The organism is Sphingopyxis italica (assembly GCF_011926545.1).
GTDB lineage: Bacteria > Pseudomonadota > Alphaproteobacteria > Sphingomonadales > Sphingomonadaceae > Sphingopyxis > Sphingopyxis italica.
In genome coordinates this window covers 158,535-183,983 of the sequence record NZ_JAATIT010000002.1, presented here as the reverse complement: position 1 = coordinate 183,983, position 25,449 = coordinate 158,535, and the positions used below count along the sequence as shown (strand labels likewise).

The following is a 25,449-nucleotide window of genomic DNA, read 5'->3' as shown; positions in this document are numbered from 1 at the left end:
TCGACACGAACGGATGAGGTTAACTCAGTCCGCGAACAGCAAAACCGGCGTCTCGACCAGCTTCTTCAGCGCCTGGACATAGCTCGCGGCATCCCAGCCATCGACGACGCGGTGGTCGCAGCTGATCGACAGGTTCATCAGTTTCGCGCGGCGAATCTCGTCGCCGTCGAAGACCGGACGCTCTACGATCTTGTTCGGACCGATGATCGCGACCTCGGGACGGTTGATCACCGGGGTCGTGGCGATGCCGCCGAGCGGGCCGAGCGAGGTGACGGTCAGCGTGCCGCCGGTCAGTTCTTCGACCTTCGCCTTGCCGGTGCGCGCGGCTTCGGCGAGACGCGTGATCTCGCTCGCCAATTGCCACACATTCTTGTCCTGCGCGTCGCGGATTACGGGGACCATCAGCCCCGCGTCAGTCTGCGTCGCCATACCGAGATGCACTGCGCCATAGCGCGTCACCACGCCGCCTTCGTCGTCGTAGCGGGCGTTGATCATCGGGAATTGCGGGATCGTGCGGCAGATCGCCACGATCAGGAAGGGCAGCATCGTCAGTTTCGGGCGGCCGCCGCGATTGGCGTTCAAATCGGCGCGCATCTCTTCGAGCGCGGTGACGTCCATTTCCTCGACATAGGTAAAGTGCGGAATCGCGCGCTTCGATGCCGCCATATTTTCGGCGATCTTGCGACGCATGCCGATGACCTTGATCGGCTGGTCGGCGCGGGCGCGGCTGGCGCCTGGGGCGTGATAGCCCTGCCCGCCGCTGTAGCGCAGGAAGGCGTCGAGATCGGCGTGGCGGATGCGGTCGCCCTCGGCCTGCACCTGGCCGAGATCGACACCAAGGTCCTTCGCGCGGGCGCGGACGGCCGGCGATGCGAGCACGGCCTTCCTCTCCCTCTCCCCTTCAGGGGAGAGGGGAACAGCGGCAGGAGCAGGAGCCGCTTTGGCCCCATCTCCCAACCCTCTCCCCTGAAGGGGAGAGGGCTTTTCGGCCACTTCTGCCGCCGAAGCTTCCTCTGCACCCGGCGTTTCCGCCACGATTTCCTGTTCGGCCGGCGTATCGGCAGGCGGCGCTTCGACATCGCCGTCACCGTCGCCATCGGTCTCGATCACCGCGAGCGTCGACCCGATCGGGATCAGGTCGCCGACCTCGCCCGCCAGTTCGACGACGATTCCCGATACCGGCGATTCCATTTCAACGGTCGCCTTGTCGGTCATCATATCGGCAAGCTGCGCGTCTTCCTCGACGCGCTCACCGATCTTGACATGCCAGGCAACGATTTCGGCCTCGGCAATGCCTTCGCCGATGTCGGGCAGGCGGAATGAATAACGGGCCATGGCGTCAGTCCTTCAAAATCTTGGTCAGCGCGGTCGCGATGCGCACCGGGCCGGGGAAATAGGCCCATTCGAGGCTATGCGGATAAGGCGTGTCGAAGCCGGTAACGCGTTCGACCGGCGCCTCGAGATGATAGAAGCAGCGTTCCTGCACCAGCGCCGCAAGCTCGGCACCGAAGCCCGAGGTCCGCGTCGCTTCGTGGATGATCAGGCAGCGGCCGGTTTTCTTCACCGACGTCTCGATCGCGTCGATGTCGAGCGGCAACAGCGTGCGCAGGTCGAGAATTTCGGCGTCGATGCCCATTTCCTCGACGATCGTCTTGGTCACATGGACCATCGTGCCATAGGCGAGGATGGTGAGCGCCTCGCCCGAACGCACCGTCGCCGCCTTACCGAGATCGATACGGTAATAGCCCTCGGGCACCGCGCTCGCATCATGCTTCGACCAGGGCTCGACCGGTCGGTCATAATAGCCGCTGAACGGGCCGTTGTAGATGCGCTTGGGCTCGAGGAAGACGACGGGGTCATTATCTTCGATCGCCGCGATCAGCAGGCCTTTCGCATCATAGGGGTTCGACGGGATCACCGTCTTCACGCCGCAGATGTGCGTCATAATGCTTTCGGGCGACTGGCTGTGCGTCTGGCCGCCGAAGATGCCTCCCCCAAAAGGAGTACGCACCGTCATCGGGCAGATATAGTCGTTCGCCGAACGATAGCGCAGGCGCGCCGCTTCGCTGACCAGCTGGTCGAGCCCGGGGTAGATATAATCGGCGAACTGGATCTCGGGGACCGGACGTAGGCCATAGGCGCCCATGCCGACCGCGACCCCGATGATTCCGCATTCGTTGATCGGCGTGTCGAACACGCGCGTCTTGCCATGCTTTTTCTGTAGGCCCGCGGTGGCGCGGAAGACGCCGCCGAAAAAGCCGACATCCTCGCCCATCACGACCATGTTCGGGTCGCGTTCGAGCATGACGTCCATGGCGCTGTTGATCGCCTCGATCATGTTCATGGTCTTGGTCGCAGAACTGGAGGATTCTGGCATCATTCGGGCTTCCAGTTGGGGCCGAACTTGGCCTCTTGCTCGGCGAGCATCTGAGCGCATTGTTCCTGGAGGTGCCACGGCATCTCTTCGAATACATCCTCGAACATTGTCTCGAACGGCTGGTGCATGCCGTGGCCCAAAATGCCGAGCTTTTCCGATTGCTTCTGGGTCGTCTTGACCAGCTCGTCGAGTTCTTTCGCCTGCGCTTCGTGCCGCTCGGTATCCCATTCGCCAAGCGTTTCGAGATGCTGGCGGAGCCGCGCGATAGGATCGCCGAGCGGCCAGGCGGTCGCTTCGTCGGCGGCGCGATAGGCGCTCGGGTCGTCCGACGTGCTGTGGCCTTCGCTGCGATAGGTGAAATGCTCGATCAGCGTTGGGCCGTTGTTCGTCCGCGCGCGATCCGCCGCCCATTGCGTAGCGGCGTAGACCGCGAGCGGATCGTTGCCGTCGATGCGCAGCCCGGCGATACCATAGCCCACCGCGCGCGCCGCAAAGGTCGTGCGTTCGCTGCCCGCGAAGCCCGAGAAACTGGAGATCGCCCACTGGTTGTTGACGACGTTGAAGATCACCGGCGCGTTGTAGACCGTCGCGAAGGTCAGTGCCGAGTGGAAGTCGCCCTCGGCCGACGAACCCTCGCCGCACCATACGGTCGCGATCCGGCTGTCGCCCTTCGATGCCGAGGCCATCGCCCAGCCCACCGCCTGCGGATATTGCGTCGCGAGGTTGCCCGACACGCTGAAGAAACCATGTTCGGGCGCCGAATACATGATCGGCAACTGGCGGCCGAGCAGATGGTCGCCGCGGTTCGAATAAATCTGGTTCATCATCTGGATCAGCGGATAGTCGCGCGCGATCAGGATACCCTGCTGGCGATAGCTGGGGAAACACATGTCGCCGCGATCGAGCGCCATCGTCGAGGCGACCGATGTCGCCTCTTCGCCGGTGCACTTCATATAAAAGCTGGTCTTGCCCTGACGCTGGGCGCGGAACATGCGGTCGTCGAACGCACGGACCAGCATCATATAGCGGAGCATGATGCGCAGCCGCTCGGGAGTCAGCTTCGGATCCCATTGTCCCTTCGCCTGCCCGTCGAAATCGAGCACGCGGACGAGGCCATAGCTCAACTCGCGCATCGCATCGGGCTTGGTCGCTTCGCCGGGGCGCGGGGTCGCTTCGACCGCGGGAATGTCGATATCGCCGAAGTCCGGCGTGTCGCCGGGACGATAGCGCGGTTCGGGGATGTGAAGCGACAGCGGCGGCAGATTGCTCGCCGGGCGCCCCACATCTTTTTTGGGGTGCGTCTCGGGCATATCCTCGTCCTTCGAAGCGCGAATCAGCGCCTAGTTATATTTCACCGTGGCGACATATTATTACGGCCGCCATACGAATGCAACGGCGACCGTCAGACCGCGACAGGCGCGGAAATATGCGCTTGCGGGGCATAATCCTCGACCGTGAAGTCCTCGAATTTATAGTCGAAAATGCTGCCGGGCCGCCGCAGGATGCGCAGCTTGGGGCTGCCGCTGGGCACGCGCGACAACTGCTGCTCGACCAGTTCCGCGTGGTTGAGGTAGAGATGAACGTCGCCGCCCGTCCACACCAGTTCGTGTGCACGAAGGTCGCATTGTTGTGCAATCAGGCGCGTCAGTAGCGCGGCCTCGAACACGTTGAAGGCAAAACCGAGGCCGAGGTCGCACGAACGCTGAAGAAGCAGGCACGACAGGCCGCCATCGCTGCGGACATGGAATTGATAGGTCATGTGGCACGGCGGCAGTGCCATGCGATCCAGATCGGCGACGTTCCAGCCGGTGAAGATGTGCCGCCGCGAGCCGGGGTTATTCTTCAGCGAATCGATCAGCGCCGCAATCTGGTTGTGCCCTTGGCTTGCGCGCCGGAAGAGCCCGTCACCCGCCGGCTCGTAGCGCGGCCAGTTCACCCACTGGTAGCCATAGACCGGTCCGAGGTCGCCCCACTTCGCTGCGAAATCCTCATCCGCGATGATTCGCGCCTCGAAATCCTCGGCGCTGATCGCCTCGCCGGTCTCGCGGCGATATGTGTCGAGCGGCCAGTCGGTCCAGATTTTCACGCCCTGCGCGACCAGCGACCGGATATTGGTGTCGCCGGTCAGGAACCACAGCAGCTCGCGCAGCGCGGTTTTCCAATAGACGCGCTTGGTGGTCAGCAACGGGATCGCGTCGTCCGCGAGCGAAAATCGCATCGTCTCGCCAAACAGCGACCGCGTGCCAACACCGGTGCGGTCGACGCGCTCGTCGCCCTCGACCCAGATGCGGCGCATCAGGTCGAGATATTGCAGTTCATAATGGATGGAATCAGACAAGACATGCTCCCGGCTTTGCCCTCTCATTGCTAGGCCCCGCACCGCGCGCGGACAAGGGACCAGCGGGATTGCGCCTATAAAGCCTCCGATGCGGGGCAGTCGGGCGTTGGGAATCGCGCGTCCGAAGGGCATGGGTCCGGCGATGACCCTGTTCGAGCCCGTCGGCAAAAAACCGGAACCCTCCGCACCAGCCGGATTCGTGCCGTCCCGATCCGAGGATGACGTGGCGCGCCATTTGCTGCGCCCGCTGTTCGACGATCATCGCGAAACGCTGCTTCTCGTCGGATTCGACGCGTTCGACCGCCTCGTCCGCCTCGAATGTGTCGATGGCGATGCGACGGGCCGCTGCCTTATCCCGCCGCGAAGCTGGCGGGCCTTGCTCGGCGGCGGGGTCAGGACGGTGGTGATGGCGCATAACCACCCCTCGGGCATCGCCGCGCCTAGCGAGGCCGACATGAGCGCGACTCACAATGCCGCGCTCTTTCTGCGGACCCTGGGCATCAATCTGGTCGATCATCTGATTTTCGTTGCGGATGGACATTTCAGCTTTCGAACTGCCGAAATGCTCTAGTTCCGGCAATCCTCTTCAATGTGCCGATTGACGCTTGAAGTTCGCAGATTGCGCGTCTAGAGGACCGCCCTGCCTTCGCGGCGACCTCGGTCGGCGCGCAGATCGGTCGGGGAGTAGCTCAGCCTGGTAGAGCACTGTCTTCGGGAGGCAGGGGCCGGAGGTTCGAATCCTCTCTCCCCGACCAATTTCCTGCATATTGCAGATTCTGCACTGTCTCTTCTTGTAAGTTGGCGCACAAACCCCTAAATTCAAACTACGCCGCTATGGTTTTCCCCCTTTCCATCGCGGCGAGTGTCCCGTCAGCTTTGGCGCGGACGCGTCCTCCCTGGACCCTGGCCACCTCGTACTTCGGTACGAGGTGGTTTTTTATTCGGCAGCTTGCGGAAATATTTCGGCGTCGGGTCGTGTCTCTCCAAGATCGCCGACGAGGTCCGCGAACCAGCGGGCGAGCCGAGCGACCCGCACCCTGTCGGGCAGACGTTCGGCCGTCAGATAGAGGCTGCGGTCGATTTCGATTTGCACCGCGTGAATCGCATCGCTCGGCCGGCCGTGCGTGCGGATGATATGACCGCCCGAATAAGGCTGGTTGCGCGTCACGACTTCACCCAGGCGCCCCGCGGATGCCATCACCCGATCGATCACTCCTTCACCCGCGCTGTCGCCAAAACGATCGCCGACGACGATTCGCGCGCCGTGACCCGGCTGCCCGACCGGAATCGAAGGCATCGAATGGAGATCGATCAGGATCGCACGACCAAAGCGACCCCGCACGTCCGCCAAAGCCTCGGCGAGTGCGGCGTGATAGGGCCGGTGGAACGATTCGAGCCGCCAGTGAAGCGCCGCGCTGTCGATTGGCCGCGTCCACAGCGGGCCGCAATCGAAAAGGCGTGTCGGCACGACGCCGAGCCCTGCGCGTTCCTTTCGGCCCGGCGCGGAAAACTGCGCGCGCAGCGGCATTGCGACCTCGCCGGGCGCCATCTGCCCCTCGCCGCGATTGAGGTCGGCGACCGCGCGTGCCCACAGGGCCTGCACGACGGTGGCCCCCGCGACGGGCGCCTCGGCAGCGAGAAGATCGCACCATCCATCCTCGAGCCGTTCGAGCTGCGACCGCTCGACTCGCGCCGCGGCGAGTATCTCGGGCGGATAGATGCGCCCCGCGTGCGGCACCGAAACCACGACCGGCCCGCTCGCCCGGGGACGGTTGACAGCGATGGCGGCAGGCGGGATGCTGTATGTCGGCATCGCTTACGGGTGGCAAAAAAAGCGCGACGAATCCAGCGTCGCGCGTCAATTTGTTAAATCTCTGACGCTATATCGGATATGGATTTGAGGGCGTGGCCGTGCGGAACCGGCGGCGCCGAAGGACCAGGGAACAGACTTTAACATGATACGCATTTTGCTGGCCGAAGATGACGATGTGATGCGCGAATATCTGGCGCGGGCGCTGACGACCGCCGGTTATCACGTCACCGCCGTCGATCGCGGCACCGCGGCCGTCCCCTATATCGATTCGGGAACCTTCGACCTGCTCCTGTCGGACATCGTCATGCCCGAAATGGACGGGATCGAACTCGCCCAGCACACGGCAAAGGCCGCACCGCAGACGCAGGTGATGTTCATCACCGGCTTTGCCGCGGTTTCGCTGCGCGCCGAGGAAAATGTGCCGCAGGCGAAGCTCCTGTCGAAACCCTTCCACCTCAAGGATCTGGTGCGCGAGGTCGACAATCTGTTCGGCCGCGCGGACCGGTCGAACCAACAATAAAGTCCTTTCCGCTCACGCGGAGTCGGCACCGGCCCGCTCCCCCACCCGGCCTCCCATAGGCTACTATCGTTGGGGAGGCCGGGTGGGGGAGCGGGCCGGTGCCGAACTGTTCCGGTGCAACCGGAGCAGCCCCTAAGGAAATGCTTGCCAAGCCGCGCCGGGGCCTTTAGGGGGCGCGTCACCCCAAGGGATGGGCGTGTAGCTCAGTGGTAGAGCACTGTGTTGACATCGCAGGGGTCGCAAGTTCAATCCTTGCCACGCCCACCATTAAAAACGCCGCCACCCCAACGGGTTGGCGGCGTTTTTGCATTCAAGCCATTCCCTTTGCCAAGTCGCCGCGCGATGCGTCGCCGATCTGGCTGCCGCCGTCGCAGTCGAGAATCGTGCCGGTGATATAACCCGCGGCCGGCGAGCAGAGGAACACCGCCGATTCGGCGACTTCCTCGATCTTGCCCCAGCGCTTCATCGCGATCCGGTCATAATGCGCAGCCCGCGTTTCGGCATCGGGCGCGAGGCGCTTCATCCCCTCGGTATCGGCGATCGGTCCCGGCGAGATGCCGTTGACGCGCACCTCGGGACCCCATTCGAGCGCGAGGACGCGAATCAGCTGGTTGATCCCCGCCTTCGCCGCACAGGCATGCGCCTGCAGCGCCGAGGCATTGACCGCCTGCCCCGCCGTGATCGCGATCAGCGATGCGCCCGGCCGGCCCAGCAGATCGTGGCAGCCGCGGAACACGTTGAAGGTGCCGTTGAGGTCGATGTCGATCACGGTGCGGAAGGCGTTCGCGGACATGCCGAGCACCGGCGCGAGAAAATTGCCCGCCGCGCCCGAAACGACGATGTCCATCGGACCAAGGTCGCCTGCGACCCGCTCCATCACCGCGCGGATGGCCGCATAGTCGCGCACGTCGCCCGACAGGCCGAGCGCGCCCGCGCCGATTTCTTCCGCCGCGCGCGCCGCCTTGTCGGGATCGCGACCGGCGACCGCGACCTTCGCGCCAAGCTCGGCGAAACGCTTCGCGATGCCAAGATTGATGCCGCTCGTCCCGCCCGCAACAAAGGCGGTCTTTCCCGCCAGCAGATTATCCCGAAATGTCGACATCGCGCTCATCCTCTCTTCGATTGTTGACGGCGACCCGCGCGATGCGGGGTTGACGGATCGAAACCAGTCGCCTTTTGAAACCCAAGGTCAGGATCCATATATTACGCGATCGAGGTTTGAAGCGATTTTGTTCAGGGCGAGGAGGCAAGGCGCAGGAATATGTCAATATTTCAAGACTTGCCGACGACGCCATGGGCAAAATCGATCAAATCCCGAAGGGACGTCGAAATGGCTTCGATCTCGGGTCCAGTCGGCCTTGCGGGTAGCGATGCTACCCGCTGCATCCACCCGAACCCGATATCTTCGCCATTTCGACGCCTCGAACGCGGAATATATGGATTCTGACCTTAGACAGACAGCAAGGATGATCCGATGGCAAGTGCCGGCCCCACCTCGAACAGCTTCATCTCGCAGCGGCTGAAGCTGCATTATGTCGATTGGGGCAACCGCGGCGCCCCGCCGTTGCTGCTCATCCACGGCGGCCGCGACCATTGCCGCAACTGGGACTGGGTCGCCGAAAAACTGCGCGATCGCTACCACATCATCGCGCCCGATCTGCGTGGTCATGGCGACAGCGCCTGGTCGCCCGACGGCAATTACGACATGGACGGCTTCGTCTATGATCTCGCGCAGCTGATCCACCAGCTCGACCTTGGCCCCTTGTCGATCGTCGCGCATTCGATGGGGGGCAATATCGCGCTGCGCTATACCGGCCTTTACCCCGAAAATGTCCGCAAGCTCGTAGCGATCGAAGGACTCGGCCCCTCGCCCAAGGTGATCACTGAACGCGCGAAGACGGGCTATGCCGAGCGCTTCCGCAAATGGATCGACGACAAGCGTCAGGCCGCAGGGCGCACCCCGCGCCGCTATGCGACGCTCGAAGACGCGCTCACGCGGATGATGGGCGAAAACAGCTATTTGACCGAGGCGCAGGCGCGCCATCTGACGATCCATGGCATCAGCCGTAACGAGGATGGGACGTGGGGCTGGAAGTTCGACAACTACCTCAACGTCTGGCCCGCCTTCGACATGCCGCAGGACGATATTGCCGCGCTATGGGGCGCGATCACCTGCCCGACCCTGCTGCTTTATGGCGCGAACAGCTGGGCCTCGAATCCCGAGCGCGATGGACGGCTCGACCATTTCAGCACCGCCAAGGTGATCGAATTCGAAAATGCCGGCCACTGGCTGCACCACGACCAGTTCGACCGGTTCATGTCCACGCTAGACGAATTCCTCTAAGCCGGACGTCGGTTGCGTGCCGCGGCGCGCGATAAGAGGCGGCGAGATGGCCTATACGGGACAGATTTCTGGGCGGGAGCGGGCCGTGTCCGGCGGCGGCGCCGTGGTAGCCGTCGTCGCCGTTGGCCTCGGCGTTGCCAGCGGCCTCAACCTCGACGTCGTGCGGAAAGCCAGCGAAGCCATCACCGCAATCGCCATTCCCGCACCCCCGCCGCCGCGCAACCCAGCCGTCCCGGCAAAGGTTTCGAGCGAGAAGGCAAGCGGCAAGGCATCGGCGGCAAACAAGCGGGCCAAGGCCGCTGCCGTCACTGCCCCGCCCCCAAAACTTCCGCCGGTCGTTCCACCCGTTGTGGCGGCGACGCGCCCCGGCGCCGGAAGCGATACATCGGCCGGCGCAACGCCGGAGGTCGGGCCGGGATCGGGCGCGGGCGGGCGCGGCGATGGAACCGGCGCGGGGGGTTCGGGAAGCGGCACGGGCGGCGGGACGAAGGCGGCATGGCGCAGCGGCACGATCCGCGACCGCGACTATCCACGCGAGGCCAGCCGCGCGAAAGCCGGCGGCGAAGTCGAGGTGCGCTTCACCATCGAAGCCAGCGGCCGCGTCACCGGCTGCCGCGTCAGCCGGTCGAGCGGCGACGCTTCGCTCGACCGGACGACATGCGCCCTGATCGAGGACCGTTTTCGTTTCAGACCCGCGACCAATGCGGCGGGCGACGCGATCGCAAGCTCCTATGGCTGGCGCCAAAGCTGGTGGCTCGAGCGACGGTGATTTTGCCGATCTTGACGCATGATCAAATGACGTTGCGACATTGTTGCGAATAATTCTCATTATTATTGACTCTGCGATCGACTCGCAATAGCGGCCTCCCCGTCCATAACAACAGGGGTAAAGCCGTGAAGCCAACGACGTCCGCCACTTTCCTGGCGCTCTCCTGCGTCGGCAGCCTGATCAGCACCGCGGCCATGGCGGCCGATGCGGGCGCCGATGCGTCTTCCGAACAGCAATCCGAACGCGAACGCCGCGACGAACGCGAGCAGATCCTCGTCACCGGGCAGCATTATCAGACGCAGCAGGAATCGCCCAAATCGACGCGCCCGGTGCGCGACACGCCGCAGACGGTCACGGTCATCACCGGCGAGACGATCGAGCAGCAGAATCTGCTGACGCTGCGCGACATGCTGTCGACGGTTCCCGGCATCACCTTTGGTGCGGCGGAAGGCGGTTCGCCCCCCGCCGACTCGATCAACTTCCGCGGCTATTCGGCGGGCAGTGACATCACGCAGGACGGAGTGCGCGACAGCGCCGCCTACAGCCGGTCGGACTCGTTCAACCTTGAACAGCTCGAAATCGTCAACGGTGCCAATTCGGTGCAGAGCGGCGCCGGATCGGTCGGCGGATCGATCAACATCGTCACCAAGCGCCCGCTCGACGAGACGCGCGTCATCGGCACCGCAGGCATCGGCACCGACGATTATTACCGCGGCACGGTCGATGCGAATGTGCGGCTGAACGACCTGATCGCGGTGCGGCTCAACGCGATGGCGCACAAGAATGACGTGCCGGGCCGCGACGTCGATACTTACAAACGCTGGGGCGTCGCGCCGTCGATCAGCATCGGCATGGCGGGCCCGGCCAAGCTGACGCTGCAATATCTGCACCAGGAAGACGACAATATCCCGCAATATGGCGTGCCCTATTATGATGGCCTCGTCCCGGGCGCTCACCGCAGCGACTATTTCGGTTATCGCAATGTCGACCGGCAGGAAGTCACCGTCGATCAGGCGACCGCGATCTTCGAGCATGATTTCGGCGACAGCTGGTCGATCCGCAACCTCGCGCGCTGGCAGAAGGTCAGCCAGCTGACCGTCGTCGGCCCGCCGCAGGGAACATATTGCCTGTCGACCGGCGTGACTCCGACCGGCGGCAGCTGCACGATTACCGTGTCGGGCGCGCCGTTCACCGTGCCCGACGGCTATTATTATATCGGCGGACCGCGCGGAACGCTGCGCGATTCGACGAACGAGCTGATGTACGATCAGGTCGACCTGCGCGGCACGTTCAACACCGGCGCGATCGAGCATACGCTTGTCGTCGGTGCGTCGGCGCTGTGGGAGAAGTACACGCTGAACAGTGGCAATGCGCTCACTAACGCCGACGGAACACGCTTCTATACCCGCTATCCGCTGGTCAACATCGCCAACCCGAACGAGGTGGTCGTTGGCCCCGACCTGCCCGACGGCTTCTCCTACGGCAGCAACCTCTATGACGGGCCGGTCAACTTCACCTACACCAGTCGCCAGCGCGGCGAGGTCGACAATTATTCGCTCTATCTGTTCGACGCGATGAAGCTCGGCAAGCTCGAGCTCAACGGCGGCGTCCGCTATGAAAAGAGCAGCGGGTCGCGGCGCACCGGATTGGGCGTCACAATCCCCGCCGAATATAGCGACAATCTCTTCTCCTACCGCATCGGGCTCGTCTACAAGCCGGTCGAAGCGGTCACCCTCTATGCCGCCTATGGCAATTCCAGGACCCCGTCGCAGTCGTCGGTCAACGGCGCCTGCTCCTTGCCCAACGGCGACGGCCTCAACGCCAATTGCAACGTCAAGCCGGAGGGCGCGAAGAATTACGAGATCGGGGTGAAGGCCGAGGTCGCGGGCGGGCGCCTGCTGCTGAGCGCCGCGGCGTTCCGCAACGAACGCGACAGCTATCGCGTCAATTCGGGCGATCCGACGCTGCCCGATCAGGTGCTCGACGGCCATTCGCGCGTCGACGGCATCGCGCTGAGCGCGGTCGGCCAGATCCTGCCCCGCTGGTCGATCACCGCCAACTACACCTATCTGGACAGCGAGATCTTGCAGTCGGTGTCGAATTTCTGCCTCGTCAATCCCGGCGAAGGCACCTGCACCAATTCGCCCGCCTTCCCCGATCCGGTCGCCGGTGCGCGGCTCCAGAACACGCCCAAACATTCGGGCAGCCTGTTCACCACCTATGAGCTGCCGTTCGGGCTGAAGATCGGATATGGCGCCACCTATCAGGGCAAGTTCACTTTCAACTTGCCCACCGCGACCACCGATCCGCTACTGTTCCAGTCGGACGATTATTGGGTCCACAACGCCTATCTGGCCTATGATTTCACCGACCGGATTTCGGCGCAGCTCAACGTCAAGAATTTCACCGACAAGCTCTATTTCACCCGCATCCGCAACAATGGCTGGGCGACCCCCGGCGATGCGCGGTCGGCGGTGCTGACCGTCTCGGTCGGCTTCTGACGAAGGATGGCGGGGGCGGCTTTGCGCCGTTCCCGCCATTGATCGCACCCGCGCGCTGTGGCAGCGCGTCAGGGTAGCGCAAAGGGACAGACCGCCGATGCTGATTGCCGTACCCGATCTGCTTTCGCCTGCCGAAGTCGCGGACGTCCGCGCGATCATCGACGGCGCCGAATGGGTCGACGGCAATGCGACGTCGGGGCATCAGTCGGCGCTCGCCAAGCATAACGAGCAACTGCCCGAGGATGGCGACGCCGCAAAGCAGGCGGGCCGGCTGATCCTCGAGGCGCTAGGCCGCTCGCCGATCTTCTTCGCCTCGGCGCTCCCACTCAAAATCTATCCGCCGCTGTTCAACCGTTACGGGGCAGGCCAGGAGTTCGACACGCATGTCGACAACGCCATCCGCCTCAAGCGCGGCAGCGATTTCCGCATCCGCAGCGACCTGTCGATCACCGTCTTTCTCGAAGCGCCCGATGATTATGACGGCGGCGAATTGCTGATCGAGGATCATTATGGCGTCCAGCGCGTCAAGCTGCCCGCGGGCCACGCCGTCGTCTATCCCTCGTCGAGCCTGCACCGCGTCACCCCGATCACGCGCGGGCGGCGCACCGCCTCCTTCTTCTGGCTGCAATCGATGGTCCGCGATCCCGAGAAACGCCGCACGCTGTTCGACCTCGACCGCGCGGTGCAGCGGCTGACCGGCGAGCTGGGCGGCAAGGATCGCTCGGTGATCGAGCTGACGGGGGTGTATCATAATCTGCTGCGGCTTTGGGCCGATAGCTGAACCCTCATATCGTCATCCCGGCCTTCGCCGGGATGACGATTAGACTTCAATCCAGCATCGCGCTCCACGCGCGCGAAACATATTCGCGGTCGCCCGATATGACGCATGCCGCGAGCTGCTGTTCGTCGGCCAACGCCGTCGCCGCTTCGGGCCCGAGCACCGTCAGCGCGGTCGCCCAGCCGTCGGCCATCATGCAGCTGCGATGGAGCACCGTAACCGACGCGACGCCGTTGACGATGGGCCGCCCGGTCGCCGGGTCGAAGCTGTGCGAATAATGCCGGCCATCCGCCCTGAAACCGCGGCGATAATGGCCCGAGGTCGCGGCCGAAAGGTCGTGGAGCGCGATGCGCCAGGGCGCGATCGACGACGACGGCGGCATCTCGACATCGACCCACCAAGGCTGGCCGCCGGGGCGGATCCCCTCACCGCGCAATTCGCCGCCGACCTCAAGCAGGAAATGACGCACGCCCATGTCGAGCAGCCAATCGGCGGCAAGGTCGACGGCATAGCCCTTGGCGATCCCCGACAGGTCGAGCGCCGCGCCTTCGCCGCGCCGGATGCGCCGCGTCGCGGGATCGAAGTCGATCGTCCTCGCGGCGGACACGCCGGTCGAGGGCGGCGCACGATCGACGGGCCCCCCGCTGCCAAAGCCCCACGCTTCGGTCAGATGGCCGAGGCCCGCGTCGAACGCGCCGTCGCTGGCGCGCGCGATTTCGAGCGCGGCTCCGACGACATGGGCGAGTTCGCCCGGCACCTCGCGCCATATGCCGGGGCGAGCGCGGTTGAAGCGCGAGAGGTCGGAGCCCGCCTCCCACTGGCTCATCTGTCCGACCACCAGGTCGAACGCCGCCTCGACGCCGTGCACGATCGCGACGGGCGGCGCCACCGCTTGCAGCGACCAGCTCGTCCCCATCGTCTCGCCGGCGAAGCTTTCGATACCCGCGCGCGCGTCGCGCGCCGCAAAGGCCGCGGGCGTCAACGCGCGGGGGATCAGGATGCGGTCGGTCAGGGCGCGAGCACCTCGAGCGTCGTGACATAGCTCGCGCGGCGCTGCGGCGCCGTCGGCGCCGCTGCACCTGCTTCACGTGCTGCGCGCGGCGTCGTGACATTGAGCCAGTAGAGACCGGGCTCGGTCCAGTTGACCTCGACCTTGCCGTCGGCGCCGGTCTGCAAGTCCATCTGGCCGAGCTGGTCGCGATAACGGATGCCGCCGGGGATCACCGTTACCGGCAGGCCCGCCGCGGGCTTGCCGTCGAGCAGGAACTGAAAGGTCGCGGCCTCGCCCGCGATCAGGTCGTTCGGATGGGTGACCGGAACCAGCTCGATGCCCTTGCCCGTCGGCTGGAACAAGGTCGTCGTCGGTTCGCCGACGGTCACGAAAATCTCGTTGCGATTGTTCGATTCTGCGGTCCGCACATTGGCCGCGCCCGCGGGGATACGCTCGGCGAGGTTCGCCGTCGTCGTGCCGCGCGGCAGGCGCTCGGTCTTGCCGTTCAGGTCATAGCTGCCCATCACGCCGTCGGAGATCGACGCGATGCGCCAGGTTCCCTTCTGCGTCAGATGGACGTCGAAGGTGCTGCGATAGCGCCCCGTCGCCTTGTTCTCGATCGCCGCCTCGCTGCCGTCGGGCGCCCACGCCTTCATCGCGTCGAGGCGCATTGGATGATGTTCGAAATAGAAGAGGTCGTTCGAGATTGCGGCGTCGACGGTGACCCACACATCGTCGCCCGACAGCACGGTCGCCGAAGGCATCATCCACTGGCGGTGCGCCGACGCCGGAACGGCCATCGCGGTGGCCAGCGCGGCGGTCGCGGCGAAGCCCCAAATCTGCTTTTTCATACCCCTGTCCTTTCAAACTTTAGCGGAAGGCGACCGAAACGGCCCCCAATTCGGTGGTTCCGGCAGCGCGCCCGCCCGCCCCGGCCTTTGCCGGCCAGGTGAAGGGGATGCGCAGCAGTTCGCGGCCGCCGACCTCGCGCGCCGCTTCGATCACCAGCACATATCGGCCGGGTGCGGCCGCGCCCAATTGCGCGCGCGTGAAGGAGATTTTGTGCGCGCCGGGCGCGCGCGTCGCGCCGGTGATGCCGTTCGCCGGGAAGGTCATCGCGCGGCCCGCGGCGCGCCACCATTGACGCACGTCGCGCAGCCATCTGGTGCCTTCGTTCGCCTTCATATCGTGATCGTACCAGACTGCGACCGTCCTTGCCTTCGCCCCCTCCTTCTCGACCCAAATCGCGATATAGGGCATGTGATATTCGGCGACCTTCAGCCGCGGGATGTTGACCGTGACGTCCATCGTTCCCGGCGCGGCGGCGAGCGCGGGCGCCGTGAGCATCGCGCCGACGCCGACAGTGCCGCCGAGGATGCGCGCGGGGGTGGAAAGCTGCATGACGGGTCTCCCTAATGGATGAAGATGATCGCGATCGCGGCGGGGATCGCGAGGCCCATGCCGACGAGCGGCCAGGTGCTTTTGCGTTTCGCCGAATGAAGCTGGAGCAGGAACAGGCCGGTGACCGCGAAGACGAGGCAGGCAAAGGCGAAGATGTCGATGAACAGGCTCCACGCGCCGCCCGAGTTGCGGCCCTTGTGAAGATCATTGAGATAGGAGATCCAGCCGCGGCTGGTGACCTCGCTCGTCGCCTCGCCGGTCGCGAGGTCGATCGCGACCCACGCGTCACCGCCGGGGCGCGGTGCGGCAAGATAGACTTCGTCCGCCGACCATTCGGCTTCGCCCGACGCCTTGACCGCGAAGCGCGCTTCGACCCAGTCGGCGACGGCGGGCGGCAGCGGTGCCTTTTCGGCCGCGGGAACGGCGGTTTTCAGCCGCGCGAGCATCGCCGGCGGCATCGTCGCGGCGCCTTCGGTGACGACGGGCGTCGCTTCGATGTCGGCGGCGTGGTTGAGCGTGAAGCCGGTGACCGCGAACAGCAAGAGGCCGATCAGGCTGACGGCCGAACTCATCCAGTGCCACATATGGAGCTGTTTCAGCCAGAAGGCCTTCCGGCTCTTGCCGGTCGCCGGTCGCGAAGAGGTGGGTGCGTGCATCGGCTCTGGAAAGCTTTGGACGGGATCGATGCAAGCGACATTATCGCGAACGATTCTCAATTACAATAAGAATTCTGGCTTTTGAGACCGAGAAACGCGCGGGTCTGGCATATAGGGCAGCGGGAGGCATGGCCGGACCGGTCGTGTGGGGCGGCCCGTTTCGATCGTTTGGGAATTAGGTGGCGGAGACGGAGTCAACCAAACAAGAAGTATATATATCTGTTTTCATTCAAAACTCTCCTCACTCTCACGGACGATACCATGGATAATACCATGGACGCATCATAGCTCTCGCTACGTCTCGGTCGGTCGACGACTTATTAGAATGAAACGATGAGATTCCACACTTGGCAGCCGCCCCCCGCACTGCAGAAGCTGAACACAGCCCGCTCACGCTCGGGCGCCCCGATGGCCCGTAGGTCGATGACCCCAGATTGTTGCATGGTCGCCCGCCCTGGCAATCAGGACGACAACTTCAACAGGCTACACCAAAACCGGGCAGTGCACGGTGGAGTTGGAACTCACAATCGCGCCTTTGAGACGCCTAGCGTATTGAGCCGGACTAGTCCTTGCCAGTTGCGTGGAATAGAAAAGCGGAGCTTCTCGTCCGAACCGCGGATAGTCGCTTCATAATTTCTTCCGGCCATAAGCCCGGCTATTCCAAACTTTCCGACATGATTTGTGCAAAGCAGCCTTTCCCCAAAATCAGGATGATCCTGAGACGTAACAACCGCTGTCGTGAGGCTCAGAGGCGTGCCGTCTGCTGCAGTTAGAGTTGCAACCAGGTCGACTTGACCCGTCGAATTGCTAGCACCTACGGGCGTGCCTTCTACTGGCGAAGCGGTCCCGGACGTACCATCACAAATGATTTCACCGGCGCGATACAGCTTTTTCCGATCGCTCAGATCAACAATCGAGGAGAGGGCTATCGGTTTGCAAACCGAACCATCAAGAATATCAATCACGACCTCGTCATCTTGGGATACTGAGAGCAGGAAATATCCATTGCTATCTGCGGTGGTTCGGTCCGATCCAGACCGGATGGCTGCATTGGCTTGCGGCTTGCCAGAATGATCCACAACTCGGCCGTAAACAGCAAAACTATTTCGTGCTTCATATTTCAAATACGCCACGTTTCCAGGATATAGCGTAATACGACGTATAGACGTGTCTATATCATACGGAGGAGCGTTTTCAGCCTCAAGTTCGACTTCATATTCTTCATATGCTGCGACACCCACGGCGGATGTTTGACCTGGCTTGATACGATCGTAGGGCTGCCGATTTACTTTAATTCGATAGCCGCTATCGCCAGCTCCTTCGTTCAACGTTGATGCCTTGTAATCGATGTTAATGTCGGAGAGAATTATTGCTTGTCCCACATCGGCAAGGCCAAATTTGAATTTGCCTCCGCCCAGCGCAAAACCAGTTCGGCCATTGGCAAAAATCGACGAGAAGCTACCACCGCTGCCGGGGGTATCTTGATATTGCGCGGTTGCGTCGAACTGACCGAATGACGCCCTTACATCTGTACTTGCGTAAGCCCTATCCGTGTCCGCATTCGTTGAGACACCGATCTGATTGACCATGTCGGCGCTGCCAATGCGATCCACGCGCGAAACCGTTGCATCCAGCACGGGCGAGAACCCCTCGCGCGTTTGACCTTGGGCCCGCGGCACTATTTCGCCGCCCGCTCGAATTGAGGCGTTTGTGCGGCGATCCAGGCCGAAGAGAAAGCTCAGAGTAGCGCCAACGCGCGTTTCACGATTGGACGTCCGGCCATAAACCGACAGCAAAGGGCGGTAGGAACCCACGCCAATCGTTCGCGAGTAGCGAACATCAAGAGAATAATCGTCTTCTAGCAGCTCAAAGTCGGTGTAACCTACAGAGGTACTCAGCGATCCCCCAAATAGTGAGAGTTGGACTGAACCGAACACAGATTTCTCGGAGCGTGCGAAAGGACGATAATCATCGACGTTGGATAGCTGGAAACCGTCGATGTCCGACTTCACGTATCTACCAGACAACGTGAAACGGACATCCTTGACCGTCATTGTTCCTGTTGCAAGCGCGCCGTAAGAGCCGTCATCACCCAATACCCCTGTAACGAGTCCCTGAAGATTTCCGCGGATCGTCGTAAAGCTAGCTTCAGCAAAATTCCGATCATCAATGTGAAGTACGCTCAAGTCTATTGCACTGGTATTGCCAATTCGGCGCCTCGCTCGCGCGCCCAACACAGGCGAATTCTTGATACGGGGGAAAAATGGCTCGTCACGACGAATCGTTGTTCCGACGAAATTTTCTGGCGCATAAAATCCAGCCTTCAGGCTGAACTCAGTTTTATTTGCCACGGGGAGGCCTTGTGCCTTGGTGAAGGAGCGGGAATCTTCGAATATTATTGTTCCGCCAGAGCGCGCGACGATTTCGAGCGGATAGGATCCTTCCGGCAAGCCCGACGTATCGAGCACCTGCGCTCCTGCTCCGTAATGGCGAACGGAAATAAGGACGCCGTTTCGGCGGAGTTCTACGTCAGCCTCGCGAGGGAGCACGATCTGAATCGGGGTAGCAATTCCAGCCTCATATGCCTTGCGCGGATAGAAACTTGCAAATTCAGCACCAACCATTCGAAACGAGGTCAACAACCGAGTAGAATAATCCTCAAAAAGTCCTGCGCGAGCGATCCTGCCGGCCCACACATGCTGAGCGGTAGCTTCCAGCAGGCGGGTTCCTTGGTCATCATCGATGATCGTGCGCGCAAGCAATGCCGACTGGCCGACGCTGGCCGCGGTATCCAGCGTTGCGCCAAAACGGACACGAGAACTGTTTCCACCGGCAGTCGCAGCGGAGAAGTTTATTGTCTGTATCAGTGACGGGCCCGTCGATGCAGGGCCCAATATAATCTCATCGGTGGGAGGAATGATAACGTCTTCGGCGTTGAAGAACAACTCGACCACAAAGCGTTCCGGGTCGACGATCACCCCCTCTTGGCCGGGAGGCAAAATGCCGCAATTCGTACTTTGGCCAGGGAAACAACGAAAGCTTTCATTTATCATCTGGGGCTTATCTACAAGCCTCCGGATGGCCGCAGGTGAAATGCGCCCCGACAAGGCATCAACAAGCTTTTGGGGCTCAGCGAATGCAATGCGTCCGTTGTCGAGAACTGCCCGAAATGAACCCAAGCGATTACCCAAGTAATAAACATCGAACAGTGTATCGAGCGGCGCAACAAGATTAGCAAAACCCGGCGGTGCTTCGGTTTCAAATGTTATCGGAACCTGAGGGACAACCACCTCGTTGGCGGGGTCAATAGCGTCCGAAACAGACTGCGCCGCCACCGCGGCCCTTGCGTTGCTGACCGGGAACGCAAGGACACCGAGGGCGCCAAAACAGCTCGCGAGCAGAAGCTTCCGCCGCATCGAAGAAAGATGAGGATAACGGCCCAATGCAACGATCACACGGGTTCGATACTAATGACTAGTTGCTGCAGATAGTTCCCAGCAATGGCCCCAGAGAGCTCTCGCTCGGTAAACCGGAATTGCAGGTTGGCGTTGACGACTCCCTTGCAGTCAGCAACGGGCGTAGCACGGCCTTCAAAGACTAGGACGTCGCTTTCGCTTGATCGACGCGTCAAACGATCACCCGCAGTGGTGCTGAAAGTGACTTCAAAATCAGGTATTGCGTCGCTTCCCTGCTTCCCTCCGATCTGAAGCCGGAGACGAAAACGACCGGTTTGTGTGACTATGCAAAGATCATTTTGCGATCGAAGTTCGCCCACGCCCGACCACCGCATTGGTGTCGAATTTTGCCGCTGAACATATATCGCGGCTGTGCCTTCGCCTTCCTGCGCGTCGGCATAAACCGGGCTGGCCTGCAAAGCCACGCTCATAATCACGAGGCAAAAAAAACGTCTCATTGCGCCCCCCAGCACACTGACCTGAGATAAAAAAAGGGCGAGATTCACCTCGCCCTTTTCTTAACTTATTGCTTAGGGAACGGCGACGACGACCGAAAGCGTCCCGGTGTAAGTGTCGGCCAGCGCTGCGAGCGCCACCGAGTTACGAATGCCGACGCGAAGCGAGGCGTTCTGACCACCGGTATTGGAGCATGCGAGATCGGTCGCACGATTCTGGCCAGCGCGAGTATTTTCCATCGTCTTCTGGACGTTGGGGCGCATAAACGTTGCAGCGATCGAATTGTAAGCTGCCGCATCGTAGTAGCCGACGGTGTGATTCAGTTGGGTTCCGCTCGAATTGCCCGACAGGCCATAGGGATTGCCGAGCCCGTCGCCGTTGAGACCGTTCACGCTCACCTTGTAGCTCCCCAGGGCATCAGCGTTCGAATAAACGCAGAACTGCGAAATGCCGCTGGTCGTGCCAAAGTTCGAGCCGATCGTTGCAGCGTCGATCGTCAGCGAGATATCGTCGAGACCGCGGATGCTGACCATCGGGTCAACCTGGACATTCAGGTTCAGCGTCCCGGTGCTGGCCGAGCCCGAAAGTGTACCATCGGTGGCTGCCGACGCCGGAGCCGAAGCTGCTGCGACCATGACAGCTGCGAAAAGCAGAACTGACTTCTTCATAAAAAATCTCCCTATCATTGGAGGAAAGCATCGACGCACGACGACCCTCCAGAATCAGCCCCTCGCCGATTCTTAATCATTAGTTAAGCTATCCGGCCTGGGAGTTAAAGGACTAATTTATAATTAACCAAGGATTTTTTCTGAAAAACGCTTGAATTCTACGAATTTAAGCGAGCCCGGAGGCGGAGCCCCGAACTGAACCATAAGGCATTAGTTAAGTTAATTGGTTAAGGCTATTGCACCTATCCGTCCGCCAGCGACTAATATTAAAACTCGCGATCGACGGGCGGAGTGTCGGAACCTGCCTTGGTTTTCAAGAAGAGGCGATCTGAGGGCTGATCAAGGCTTACAGACATGGTATTGCCAGCATATAAGCGCTGAGCTTCTAGGGGCTTGCAGCGCTCTTTGTCTGGGTTCGTGCGAACCTCACCTGGACAGACGAAGCCTTCTGCGACCAAAACATTGGAGTTTCCCGAGTTCGTCAAAATGACCTGGCCGGGCAAACGCTGTGCTTCGACCTTTGCTTCGCTGGCTTTTGGCCGGTCAATGACCAAAACGTCGTAAGCAGCCAGCATCTTAATTGCGACGCCGCGATTTTCGGCGCCGGCGTCTTTCACCTTAAGCGCGCCCACCTGCGGCGCCACAAGCACTCGATAGACTCGATCCCTGGTTAGGGACTTATTCAAGGAGACGAGGCGAATCGAGCGGATTGCCCCTGGCTCGAGAACAATTTGATTTGGCGTGACCAAGAGGCCCAGCTTATCCGGGTCAGTCTCGACAAGCTTGTTTTCCAGCTCAGTTCCAGCGTCGACAATCTCTGCCACAGTCACAGCGACATAATACCGATCTTGGCTATCGTTCCGGATTACGAGGTCGCTGCGCTCTTGGTCGCCCTCTTTGAAATCAACCCAAAGCTTGCTTATCGACAAATTTGCCGACGCAGGAATAGGAATCGCAAGGGCTGCGCTCGCAGCGGCGACAATTTTCCAAGAACGCATTAGAACCCCCATCGAATCAAAGTGGTCCCTCTGACTCGGCACGGACGGATAGGTTCAAAGTGCTTTTCGGTCAAACCCATAGCCGCGGGGCAAAGCCCCAAAAGCCAACTTAGTGTCCCTTTATGGGATAAATCTATCTAGATCGTGCCGATAACGTAGAGCTTGGACCTCGCATTGAGGGGATTGTAGTCCCAAACTGAAAGATCCTGAAGCGGGATATTTAGCGTTGCCCGACTGAGACGGCCGGAGCGATCAACCGTTTTCCAAGCTGATGAAAATTGCCCACCGAATGAGCGGATCTGGAGATGCGGCGCCGCGGGTGTGAGCAGAGCGACTTTCAGGTCTTCATCCCCTGTTACGCTATTCGGCGCATCAATCATAAGGCCATTATTGCCGTTGACGATTGACCAAAGGCCCGTCGCGCCATTCTCTTGGGCGCGAACCGCATCAGCGAGCGGCGGGATAACGACGGTTATGTTCATCGTGCCAGTCGACTCGCTCCCGAGACTCGAGGCCTGCGCCGGCACAGCACAGAGATACGCCGCAGCGATTACCGAGGTCGTCAAAATTGCGCGCATAGTCGATCCTTCCGTCGCCGCTTTTATGGAAGGAGTGACTAAGAAGCCGTTAAATGAAGGAGCGAAGTGTCTGTGCACGAACTTATGAAAGATGTAGGCGGCACCAATTGCCTAGGCCTGTTCAGAATGGCAAGCTTGCCAACCCGGCGATCTCCCCCTCATGCGAGCACAGCATGGTTGTTGGCCGAAGCCCACGTGACCAGGCAGTGCTTCGCGGTCATTCTGCGAGACAACTACGATCAGAGGTCGAGGGATATACGAATTTTGTCCGGCGTGGTTCGAGCCAGACGAGCAATATCGATACGGCTTGTAGCGACCAGCTTTCGCAAATCGTTCGAATCGTCGCCTATGAGTTCGGCCAATTGAACGCCCAGATACTCGGCCAACTCGGCCCAGCGCGAACCGCGGGGAACTGACCTTCCCGATTCCCAGCCACTCACTGCAGCGGTGCTAACTCGAAGTTTTTCCGCAATGTCCAATTGTTTAAGCCCCCTTTCCACTCTTAAGCGGTACAAGCGCTCTGCGAAACCGCTCCCTTCGGCTTGGGCATGAAATCGCAACTCGGGGAAATATCCGCTCGTAATGAGCTCAGGACCAATTGCGCCTGATAAAATTTCAAGCGCCAAAGTGGCATCACTGATTGCCTGATCGAACACACATATTGCAAGTTTGCCGCTTGTCCAAAACACGATCCCAATGGCTGAGTCTGCAAAGTTGAAGTCGATCTGTTCGCCTATCACCCAAGCTCTGTCACTCTCGAGCAGCGCGGAACCAGATGCCAAACAGTGCACAATAACGTCGCCTCGAACACCTGCCGAACTTTCATGAGAAAGCCTAAGGCGTTGCGCCGCCCCTTCCTCGCCCGTGTTAGAAAACGTCGCTAAAACAGGCATGTCAGTCTCTAAACCGTTCTATAATCTTACGCATACAAATGCGTCTGAGTTGGTCACGGGGCAATTACTGCAAAGCTCGCACAAGGAACATCAAAATCTTTACGGCGTGGGCCAGAGATCGAACTGACATTCAGAGCCAGCAATCACGGTTGCGGAGAGAGCGATGACGGACCACTTGTCCTGCAACCTCACCAAGCAGCCTTATGATGAAATGGTGTTGCGTCGGCCTGTTGTGCAATCTTAGATGAGACCCAGCGTCTGCGCGCGTTCGACAATCTTACGATTGTGCCCCACTCCCAGCTTTTTCCTGAGTTCGGCGATGTGGAACGAGACAGTCGGGGGCGCGATCGACAGGCGATAGCCAATTTCCTTGTTTCTGTATCCTTGTTCCAGATAATGGAGGACTGCCATTTGCCGCGGTGAGAGCAACACCGGCGCCTGCTCCTCACATCCAAGGCCGCAGGTTATTGTCTGCGAAATATAGATTTCTCCCGCAAGCGCCGCATCACACGCCGCAAGAATTTCGCTGGCGGGTTCGGATTTGCTGACGACCGCACGCGCCCCGAGTTTCAGCGCAACTTCGATCTCCGTATTGTTGTTGTCGCCGGTCAGTACGACCACGGCCATATCGTGGGACCCGATAATTTCCGCGAGCACGCTCACCCCGCGCAAATCGGGCATGTTGAGGTCGAGGATGACAAGGTCGACCGGATTATTCGCAAGGTAAGATGCAACCTCTGCTCCTCTATGCAGCCCGCCAACGATCTGGAATCGGGGCTCGATCGAGAACAGGAGTTGCAGGCCCGAATGCGTGATCGGATGGTCATCGACGATCAAGATCGTCGCGACCGGCAATTGGTCCGGATCGGCTAGAGCCGGATCTGCTTCCTTCTGGATCAGCAGCCAGCGATCCAGATCGTCTTCTTGCGAAGTAGACGGTGTCGAACCGCCACCGCTGCCGCGGCCTCCCACCTCAACATTCGCCGCCGCTAAGTTCATATCGCCGTCCACCCCCCTCTTCGACTGCAACCTTTACGCACCAACGTCCACCCACAGACATGCGCATCGTCGACAATGTTTGCCGCTGCCCGGCTTCGAGCGTCGCGTTGCCGCGATGGTGGCTGGTGGATTGCCCCGTGAACGTCATTTCGTAACGCACCCTCTGCGTCACCGGCGACTCACCGATCAGCTGCAGCTGGACAAGATTGCCGTCGCGTTCGACCTCCAGCATGACGGCGTCACGCGGCGAGGCCGCGGGCGTCATCGCCACGAAGAACAGGCCCGGCAGAACGGCGGCTGGCAAGAGCAGCACAATCAATTGCCTCCCGGATTCGCAAGCCGCGCAACAATCGCCTCAAGCAAGGCCTGCGTTTCGACCGAAAGGTCGCTGCCGTCGGTCGGCTTGCCTTCGGCGTTCGGCTCGCCGGTCGGAACCGTCAGGGTGATCGATGCCAGCGCCTGAAGTTCGCGGTCGTCAGCCGACGGATTAGTCCCCGGGGCGCGCGCCGCCTCGTCGATCCCCGCCCCGCGCAACGTCGTCAGCCGCTCGCCGAGCAGCCGTTGTTCAGCGGTTAGCGTGCTCGCGGGACGCGTGGCAAATTCTTCCGATCGCGTCTCGATCCGCCGCCGGCAATAATCGGCATCCTTGGCTGACAGGAGTTCGGCGCTGCACCGGTCAATCCCGTCGACGCGGCCGAGCGTGACCTCGGTATCGGTCGTCGAAAGCTGCGGCAGATTTTCCGGCTTTTCGCCCAAGGTGGGCTTCTGGTCGACAAAGGCTGAATTGTCGCCCCGCGACACTTGCTCGACCGGCGCAAGAGTCCCCGCCGACGGGTTCTGATCGAGTTGCTCGACCGAAACCGGCGCTGGCTCGGCCAGCATCATCAAGGCAGCGAAATAGCCGATCATTGCAC

At 61.4% G+C, this 25,449-nt stretch carries 25 protein-coding genes and 2 tRNA genes; 8 read left to right on the top strand and 19 right to left on the bottom strand.

Features of this window, described 5'->3' with window-relative positions; translation table 11 throughout:
• Positions 1 to 24 precede the first annotated feature (24 nt).
• From GGR90_RS08545 to thyA, 4 genes are all read right to left on the bottom strand, one after another.
• Complete coding sequence (locus GGR90_RS08545) at positions 25 to 1,335, bottom strand: dihydrolipoamide acetyltransferase family protein (RefSeq protein WP_167921025.1); 1,311 nt, start codon at positions 1,333 to 1,335, stop codon at positions 25 to 27.
• 4 nt (positions 1,336 to 1,339) lie between these two features.
• A complete protein-coding gene (locus GGR90_RS08540; RefSeq protein WP_167921024.1) occupies positions 1,340 to 2,344 on the bottom strand; it encodes an alpha-ketoacid dehydrogenase subunit beta in 1,005 nt (334 codons plus the stop codon).
• 32 nt (positions 2,345 to 2,376) lie between these two features.
• Complete coding sequence (locus tag GGR90_RS08535; RefSeq protein ID WP_167921023.1) at positions 2,377 to 3,687, bottom strand: 3-methyl-2-oxobutanoate dehydrogenase (2-methylpropanoyl-transferring) subunit alpha; 1,311 nt, start codon at positions 3,685 to 3,687, stop codon at positions 2,377 to 2,379.
• A gap of 92 nt (positions 3,688 to 3,779) precedes the next feature.
• Complete coding sequence (thyA, locus tag GGR90_RS08530) at positions 3,780 to 4,742, bottom strand: thymidylate synthase (protein WP_167921022.1); 963 nt, start codon at positions 4,740 to 4,742, stop codon at positions 3,780 to 3,782.
• Positions 4,743 to 4,821: 79 nt separating this feature from the next.
• Between thyA and GGR90_RS08525 the strand changes: the two genes are divergently transcribed.
• Positions 4,822 to 5,286: a JAB domain-containing protein gene (locus GGR90_RS08525; protein ID WP_245198542.1), complete on the top strand. Its 465-nt coding sequence runs from the start codon at positions 4,822 to 4,824 to the stop codon at positions 5,284 to 5,286.
• 107 nt (positions 5,287 to 5,393) lie between these two features.
• Positions 5,394 to 5,470, top strand: a tRNA-Pro gene (locus GGR90_RS08520).
• Between the two features lie 182 nt (positions 5,471 to 5,652).
• Here GGR90_RS08520 and GGR90_RS08515 read toward each other — a convergent pair.
• On the bottom strand, positions 5,653 to 6,528 hold the full coding sequence (locus tag GGR90_RS08515) for an N-formylglutamate amidohydrolase (protein WP_167921020.1): 876 nt from the start codon (positions 6,526 to 6,528) through the stop codon (positions 5,653 to 5,655).
• A gap of 142 nt (positions 6,529 to 6,670) precedes the next feature.
• Between GGR90_RS08515 and cpdR the strand changes: the two genes are divergently transcribed.
• Positions 6,671 to 7,048 (top strand): cell cycle two-component system response regulator CpdR, encoded by a 378-nt coding sequence (gene cpdR, locus GGR90_RS08510; RefSeq protein ID WP_136174742.1) that lies wholly within the window; start codon positions 6,671 to 6,673, stop codon positions 7,046 to 7,048.
• 192 nt (positions 7,049 to 7,240) lie between these two features.
• Positions 7,241 to 7,315 (top strand) — tRNA-Val (locus GGR90_RS08505).
• 43 nt (positions 7,316 to 7,358) lie between these two features.
• On the opposite strand, the gene GGR90_RS08500 is transcribed toward GGR90_RS08505, so the two are convergent.
• Entirely contained in the window at positions 7,359 to 8,150 is a 792-nt protein-coding gene (locus tag GGR90_RS08500) for an SDR family oxidoreductase (RefSeq protein WP_167921019.1), read from the bottom strand.
• Between the two features lie 372 nt (positions 8,151 to 8,522).
• On the opposite strand from GGR90_RS08500, the gene GGR90_RS08495 reads away from it, so the two are divergent.
• The 4 genes from GGR90_RS08495 (at position 8,523) to GGR90_RS08480 (ending at position 13,443) form a co-directional block, all read left to right on the top strand.
• Entirely contained in the window at positions 8,523 to 9,392 is an 870-nt protein-coding gene (locus GGR90_RS08495; protein WP_167921018.1) for an alpha/beta fold hydrolase, read from the top strand.
• A gap of 85 nt (positions 9,393 to 9,477) precedes the next feature.
• Positions 9,478 to 10,161, top strand: coding sequence for an energy transducer TonB (locus GGR90_RS19615; protein WP_342449919.1), 684 nt, complete (start codon positions 9,478 to 9,480; stop codon positions 10,159 to 10,161).
• Between the two features lie 194 nt (positions 10,162 to 10,355).
• A complete protein-coding gene (locus GGR90_RS08485) occupies positions 10,356 to 12,662 on the top strand; it encodes a TonB-dependent receptor (RefSeq protein WP_167921521.1) in 2,307 nt (768 codons plus the stop codon).
• A 97-nt stretch (positions 12,663 to 12,759) separates the two neighbouring features.
• Positions 12,760 to 13,443, top strand: a complete 684-nt coding sequence (locus GGR90_RS08480; protein ID WP_167921016.1) for a Fe2+-dependent dioxygenase — start codon at positions 12,760 to 12,762, stop codon at positions 13,441 to 13,443.
• Positions 13,444 to 13,489: 46 nt separating this feature from the next.
• Here GGR90_RS08480 and GGR90_RS08475 read toward each other — a convergent pair whose 3' ends face one another.
• The 13 genes from GGR90_RS08475 to GGR90_RS08415 all read right to left on the bottom strand — a co-directional run bounded on the left by GGR90_RS08475 (position 13,490) and on the right by GGR90_RS08415 (position 25,444).
• On the bottom strand, positions 13,490 to 14,422 hold the full coding sequence (locus GGR90_RS08475; RefSeq protein ID WP_245198541.1) for an FAD:protein FMN transferase: 933 nt from the start codon (positions 14,420 to 14,422) through the stop codon (positions 13,490 to 13,492).
• A 26-nt stretch (positions 14,423 to 14,448) separates the two neighbouring features.
• Entirely contained in the window at positions 14,449 to 15,282 is an 834-nt protein-coding gene (locus tag GGR90_RS08470; protein WP_167921015.1) for a DUF4198 domain-containing protein, read from the bottom strand.
• 19 nt (positions 15,283 to 15,301) lie between these two features.
• Complete coding sequence (locus GGR90_RS08465; RefSeq protein WP_167921014.1) at positions 15,302 to 15,832, bottom strand: DUF2271 domain-containing protein; 531 nt, start codon at positions 15,830 to 15,832, stop codon at positions 15,302 to 15,304.
• Between the two features lie 11 nt (positions 15,833 to 15,843).
• The gene (locus GGR90_RS08460) at positions 15,844 to 16,488 is read right to left on the bottom strand and encodes a PepSY-associated TM helix domain-containing protein (RefSeq protein ID WP_167921013.1); all 645 of its coding nucleotides are present in this window, start codon (positions 16,486 to 16,488) and stop codon (positions 15,844 to 15,846) included.
• A 521-nt stretch (positions 16,489 to 17,009) separates the two neighbouring features.
• Positions 17,010 to 19,823 carry a TcfC E-set like domain-containing protein gene (locus GGR90_RS08455; RefSeq protein WP_167921012.1) on the bottom strand — a complete coding sequence of 938 codons (2,814 nt, stop codon included), beginning with the start codon at positions 19,821 to 19,823 and terminating at the stop codon, positions 17,010 to 17,012.
• A gap of 116 nt (positions 19,824 to 19,939) precedes the next feature.
• The gene (locus GGR90_RS08450; RefSeq protein ID WP_167921011.1) at positions 19,940 to 20,449 is read right to left on the bottom strand and encodes a hypothetical protein; all 510 of its coding nucleotides are present in this window, start codon (positions 20,447 to 20,449) and stop codon (positions 19,940 to 19,942) included.
• Positions 20,450 to 20,473: 24 nt separating this feature from the next.
• Positions 20,474 to 21,067 carry a hypothetical protein gene (locus GGR90_RS08445; RefSeq protein WP_167921010.1) on the bottom strand — a complete coding sequence of 198 codons (594 nt, stop codon included), beginning with the start codon at positions 21,065 to 21,067 and terminating at the stop codon, positions 20,474 to 20,476.
• A gap of 266 nt (positions 21,068 to 21,333) precedes the next feature.
• Entirely contained in the window at positions 21,334 to 22,065 is a 732-nt protein-coding gene (locus GGR90_RS08440) for a fimbrial biogenesis chaperone (protein ID WP_167921009.1), read from the bottom strand.
• A 137-nt stretch (positions 22,066 to 22,202) separates the two neighbouring features.
• Entirely contained in the window at positions 22,203 to 22,547 is a 345-nt protein-coding gene (locus tag GGR90_RS08435) for a hypothetical protein (RefSeq protein WP_167921008.1), read from the bottom strand.
• A 335-nt stretch (positions 22,548 to 22,882) separates the two neighbouring features.
• The gene (locus GGR90_RS08430; RefSeq protein ID WP_167921007.1) at positions 22,883 to 23,536 is read right to left on the bottom strand and encodes a helix-turn-helix domain-containing protein; all 654 of its coding nucleotides are present in this window, start codon (positions 23,534 to 23,536) and stop codon (positions 22,883 to 22,885) included.
• A 240-nt stretch (positions 23,537 to 23,776) separates the two neighbouring features.
• Positions 23,777 to 24,535 (bottom strand): response regulator transcription factor, encoded by a 759-nt coding sequence (locus GGR90_RS08425; RefSeq protein ID WP_167921006.1) that lies wholly within the window; start codon positions 24,533 to 24,535, stop codon positions 23,777 to 23,779.
• The gene (gene csgH / locus GGR90_RS08420; RefSeq protein WP_342449928.1) at positions 24,510 to 24,848 is read right to left on the bottom strand and encodes a curli-like amyloid fiber formation chaperone CsgH; all 339 of its coding nucleotides are present in this window, start codon (positions 24,846 to 24,848) and stop codon (positions 24,510 to 24,512) included. The genes GGR90_RS08425 and csgH overlap by 26 nt, the downstream gene beginning before the upstream one ends.
• 2 nt (positions 24,849 to 24,850) lie before the next feature.
• The gene (locus tag GGR90_RS08415; protein ID WP_167921004.1) at positions 24,851 to 25,444 is read right to left on the bottom strand and encodes a hypothetical protein; all 594 of its coding nucleotides are present in this window, start codon (positions 25,442 to 25,444) and stop codon (positions 24,851 to 24,853) included.
• Positions 25,445 to 25,449: the final 5 nt, after the last annotated feature.

What these genes read in the sequence shown, in the direction of transcription:
- GGR90_RS08545 (WP_167921025.1), bottom strand. Translation starts at nt 1,335, where the DNA reads ATGGCCCGTTATTCATTCCGCCTGCCCGACATCGGCGAAGGCATTGCC.
- GGR90_RS08540 (WP_167921024.1), bottom strand. Translation starts at nt 2,344, where the DNA reads ATGAACATGATCGAGGCGATCAACAGCGCCATGGACGTCATGCTCGAA.
- GGR90_RS08535 (WP_167921023.1), bottom strand. Translation starts at nt 3,687, where the DNA reads ATGCCCGAGACGCACCCCAAAAAAGATGTGGGGCGCCCGGCGAGCAAT.
- thyA (WP_167921022.1), bottom strand. Translation starts at nt 4,742, where the DNA reads ATGAGAGGGCAAAGCCGGGAGCATGTCTTGTCTGATTCCATCCATTAT.
- GGR90_RS08515 (WP_167921020.1), bottom strand. Translation starts at nt 6,528, where the DNA reads ATGCCGACATACAGCATCCCGCCTGCCGCCATCGCTGTCAACCGTCCC.
- cpdR (WP_136174742.1), top strand. Translation starts at nt 6,671, where the DNA reads ATGATACGCATTTTGCTGGCCGAAGATGACGATGTGATGCGCGAATAT.
- GGR90_RS08500 (WP_167921019.1), bottom strand. Translation starts at nt 8,150, where the DNA reads ATGTCGACATTTCGGGATAATCTGCTGGCGGGAAAGACCGCCTTTGTT.
- GGR90_RS08495 (WP_167921018.1), top strand. Translation starts at nt 8,523, where the DNA reads ATGGCAAGTGCCGGCCCCACCTCGAACAGCTTCATCTCGCAGCGGCTG.
- GGR90_RS08485 (WP_167921521.1), top strand. Translation starts at nt 10,356, where the DNA reads ATGGCGGCCGATGCGGGCGCCGATGCGTCTTCCGAACAGCAATCCGAA.
- GGR90_RS08480 (WP_167921016.1), top strand. Translation starts at nt 12,760, where the DNA reads ATGCTGATTGCCGTACCCGATCTGCTTTCGCCTGCCGAAGTCGCGGAC.
- GGR90_RS08470 (WP_167921015.1), bottom strand. Translation starts at nt 15,282, where the DNA reads ATGAAAAAGCAGATTTGGGGCTTCGCCGCGACCGCCGCGCTGGCCACC.
- GGR90_RS08465 (WP_167921014.1), bottom strand. Translation starts at nt 15,832, where the DNA reads ATGCAGCTTTCCACCCCCGCGCGCATCCTCGGCGGCACTGTCGGCGTC.
- GGR90_RS08460 (WP_167921013.1), bottom strand. Translation starts at nt 16,488, where the DNA reads ATGCACGCACCCACCTCTTCGCGACCGGCGACCGGCAAGAGCCGGAAG.
- GGR90_RS08445 (WP_167921010.1), bottom strand. Translation starts at nt 21,067, where the DNA reads ATGAAGAAGTCAGTTCTGCTTTTCGCAGCTGTCATGGTCGCAGCAGCT.
- GGR90_RS08440 (WP_167921009.1), bottom strand. Translation starts at nt 22,065, where the DNA reads ATGCGTTCTTGGAAAATTGTCGCCGCTGCGAGCGCAGCCCTTGCGATT.
- GGR90_RS08435 (WP_167921008.1), bottom strand. Translation starts at nt 22,547, where the DNA reads ATGAACATAACCGTCGTTATCCCGCCGCTCGCTGATGCGGTTCGCGCC.
- GGR90_RS08430 (WP_167921007.1), bottom strand. Translation starts at nt 23,536, where the DNA reads ATGCCTGTTTTAGCGACGTTTTCTAACACGGGCGAGGAAGGGGCGGCG.
- GGR90_RS08425 (WP_167921006.1), bottom strand. Translation starts at nt 24,535, where the DNA reads ATGAACTTAGCGGCGGCGAATGTTGAGGTGGGAGGCCGCGGCAGCGGT.
- GGR90_RS08415 (WP_167921004.1), bottom strand. Translation starts at nt 25,444, where the DNA reads ATGATCGGCTATTTCGCTGCCTTGATGATGCTGGCCGAGCCAGCGCCG.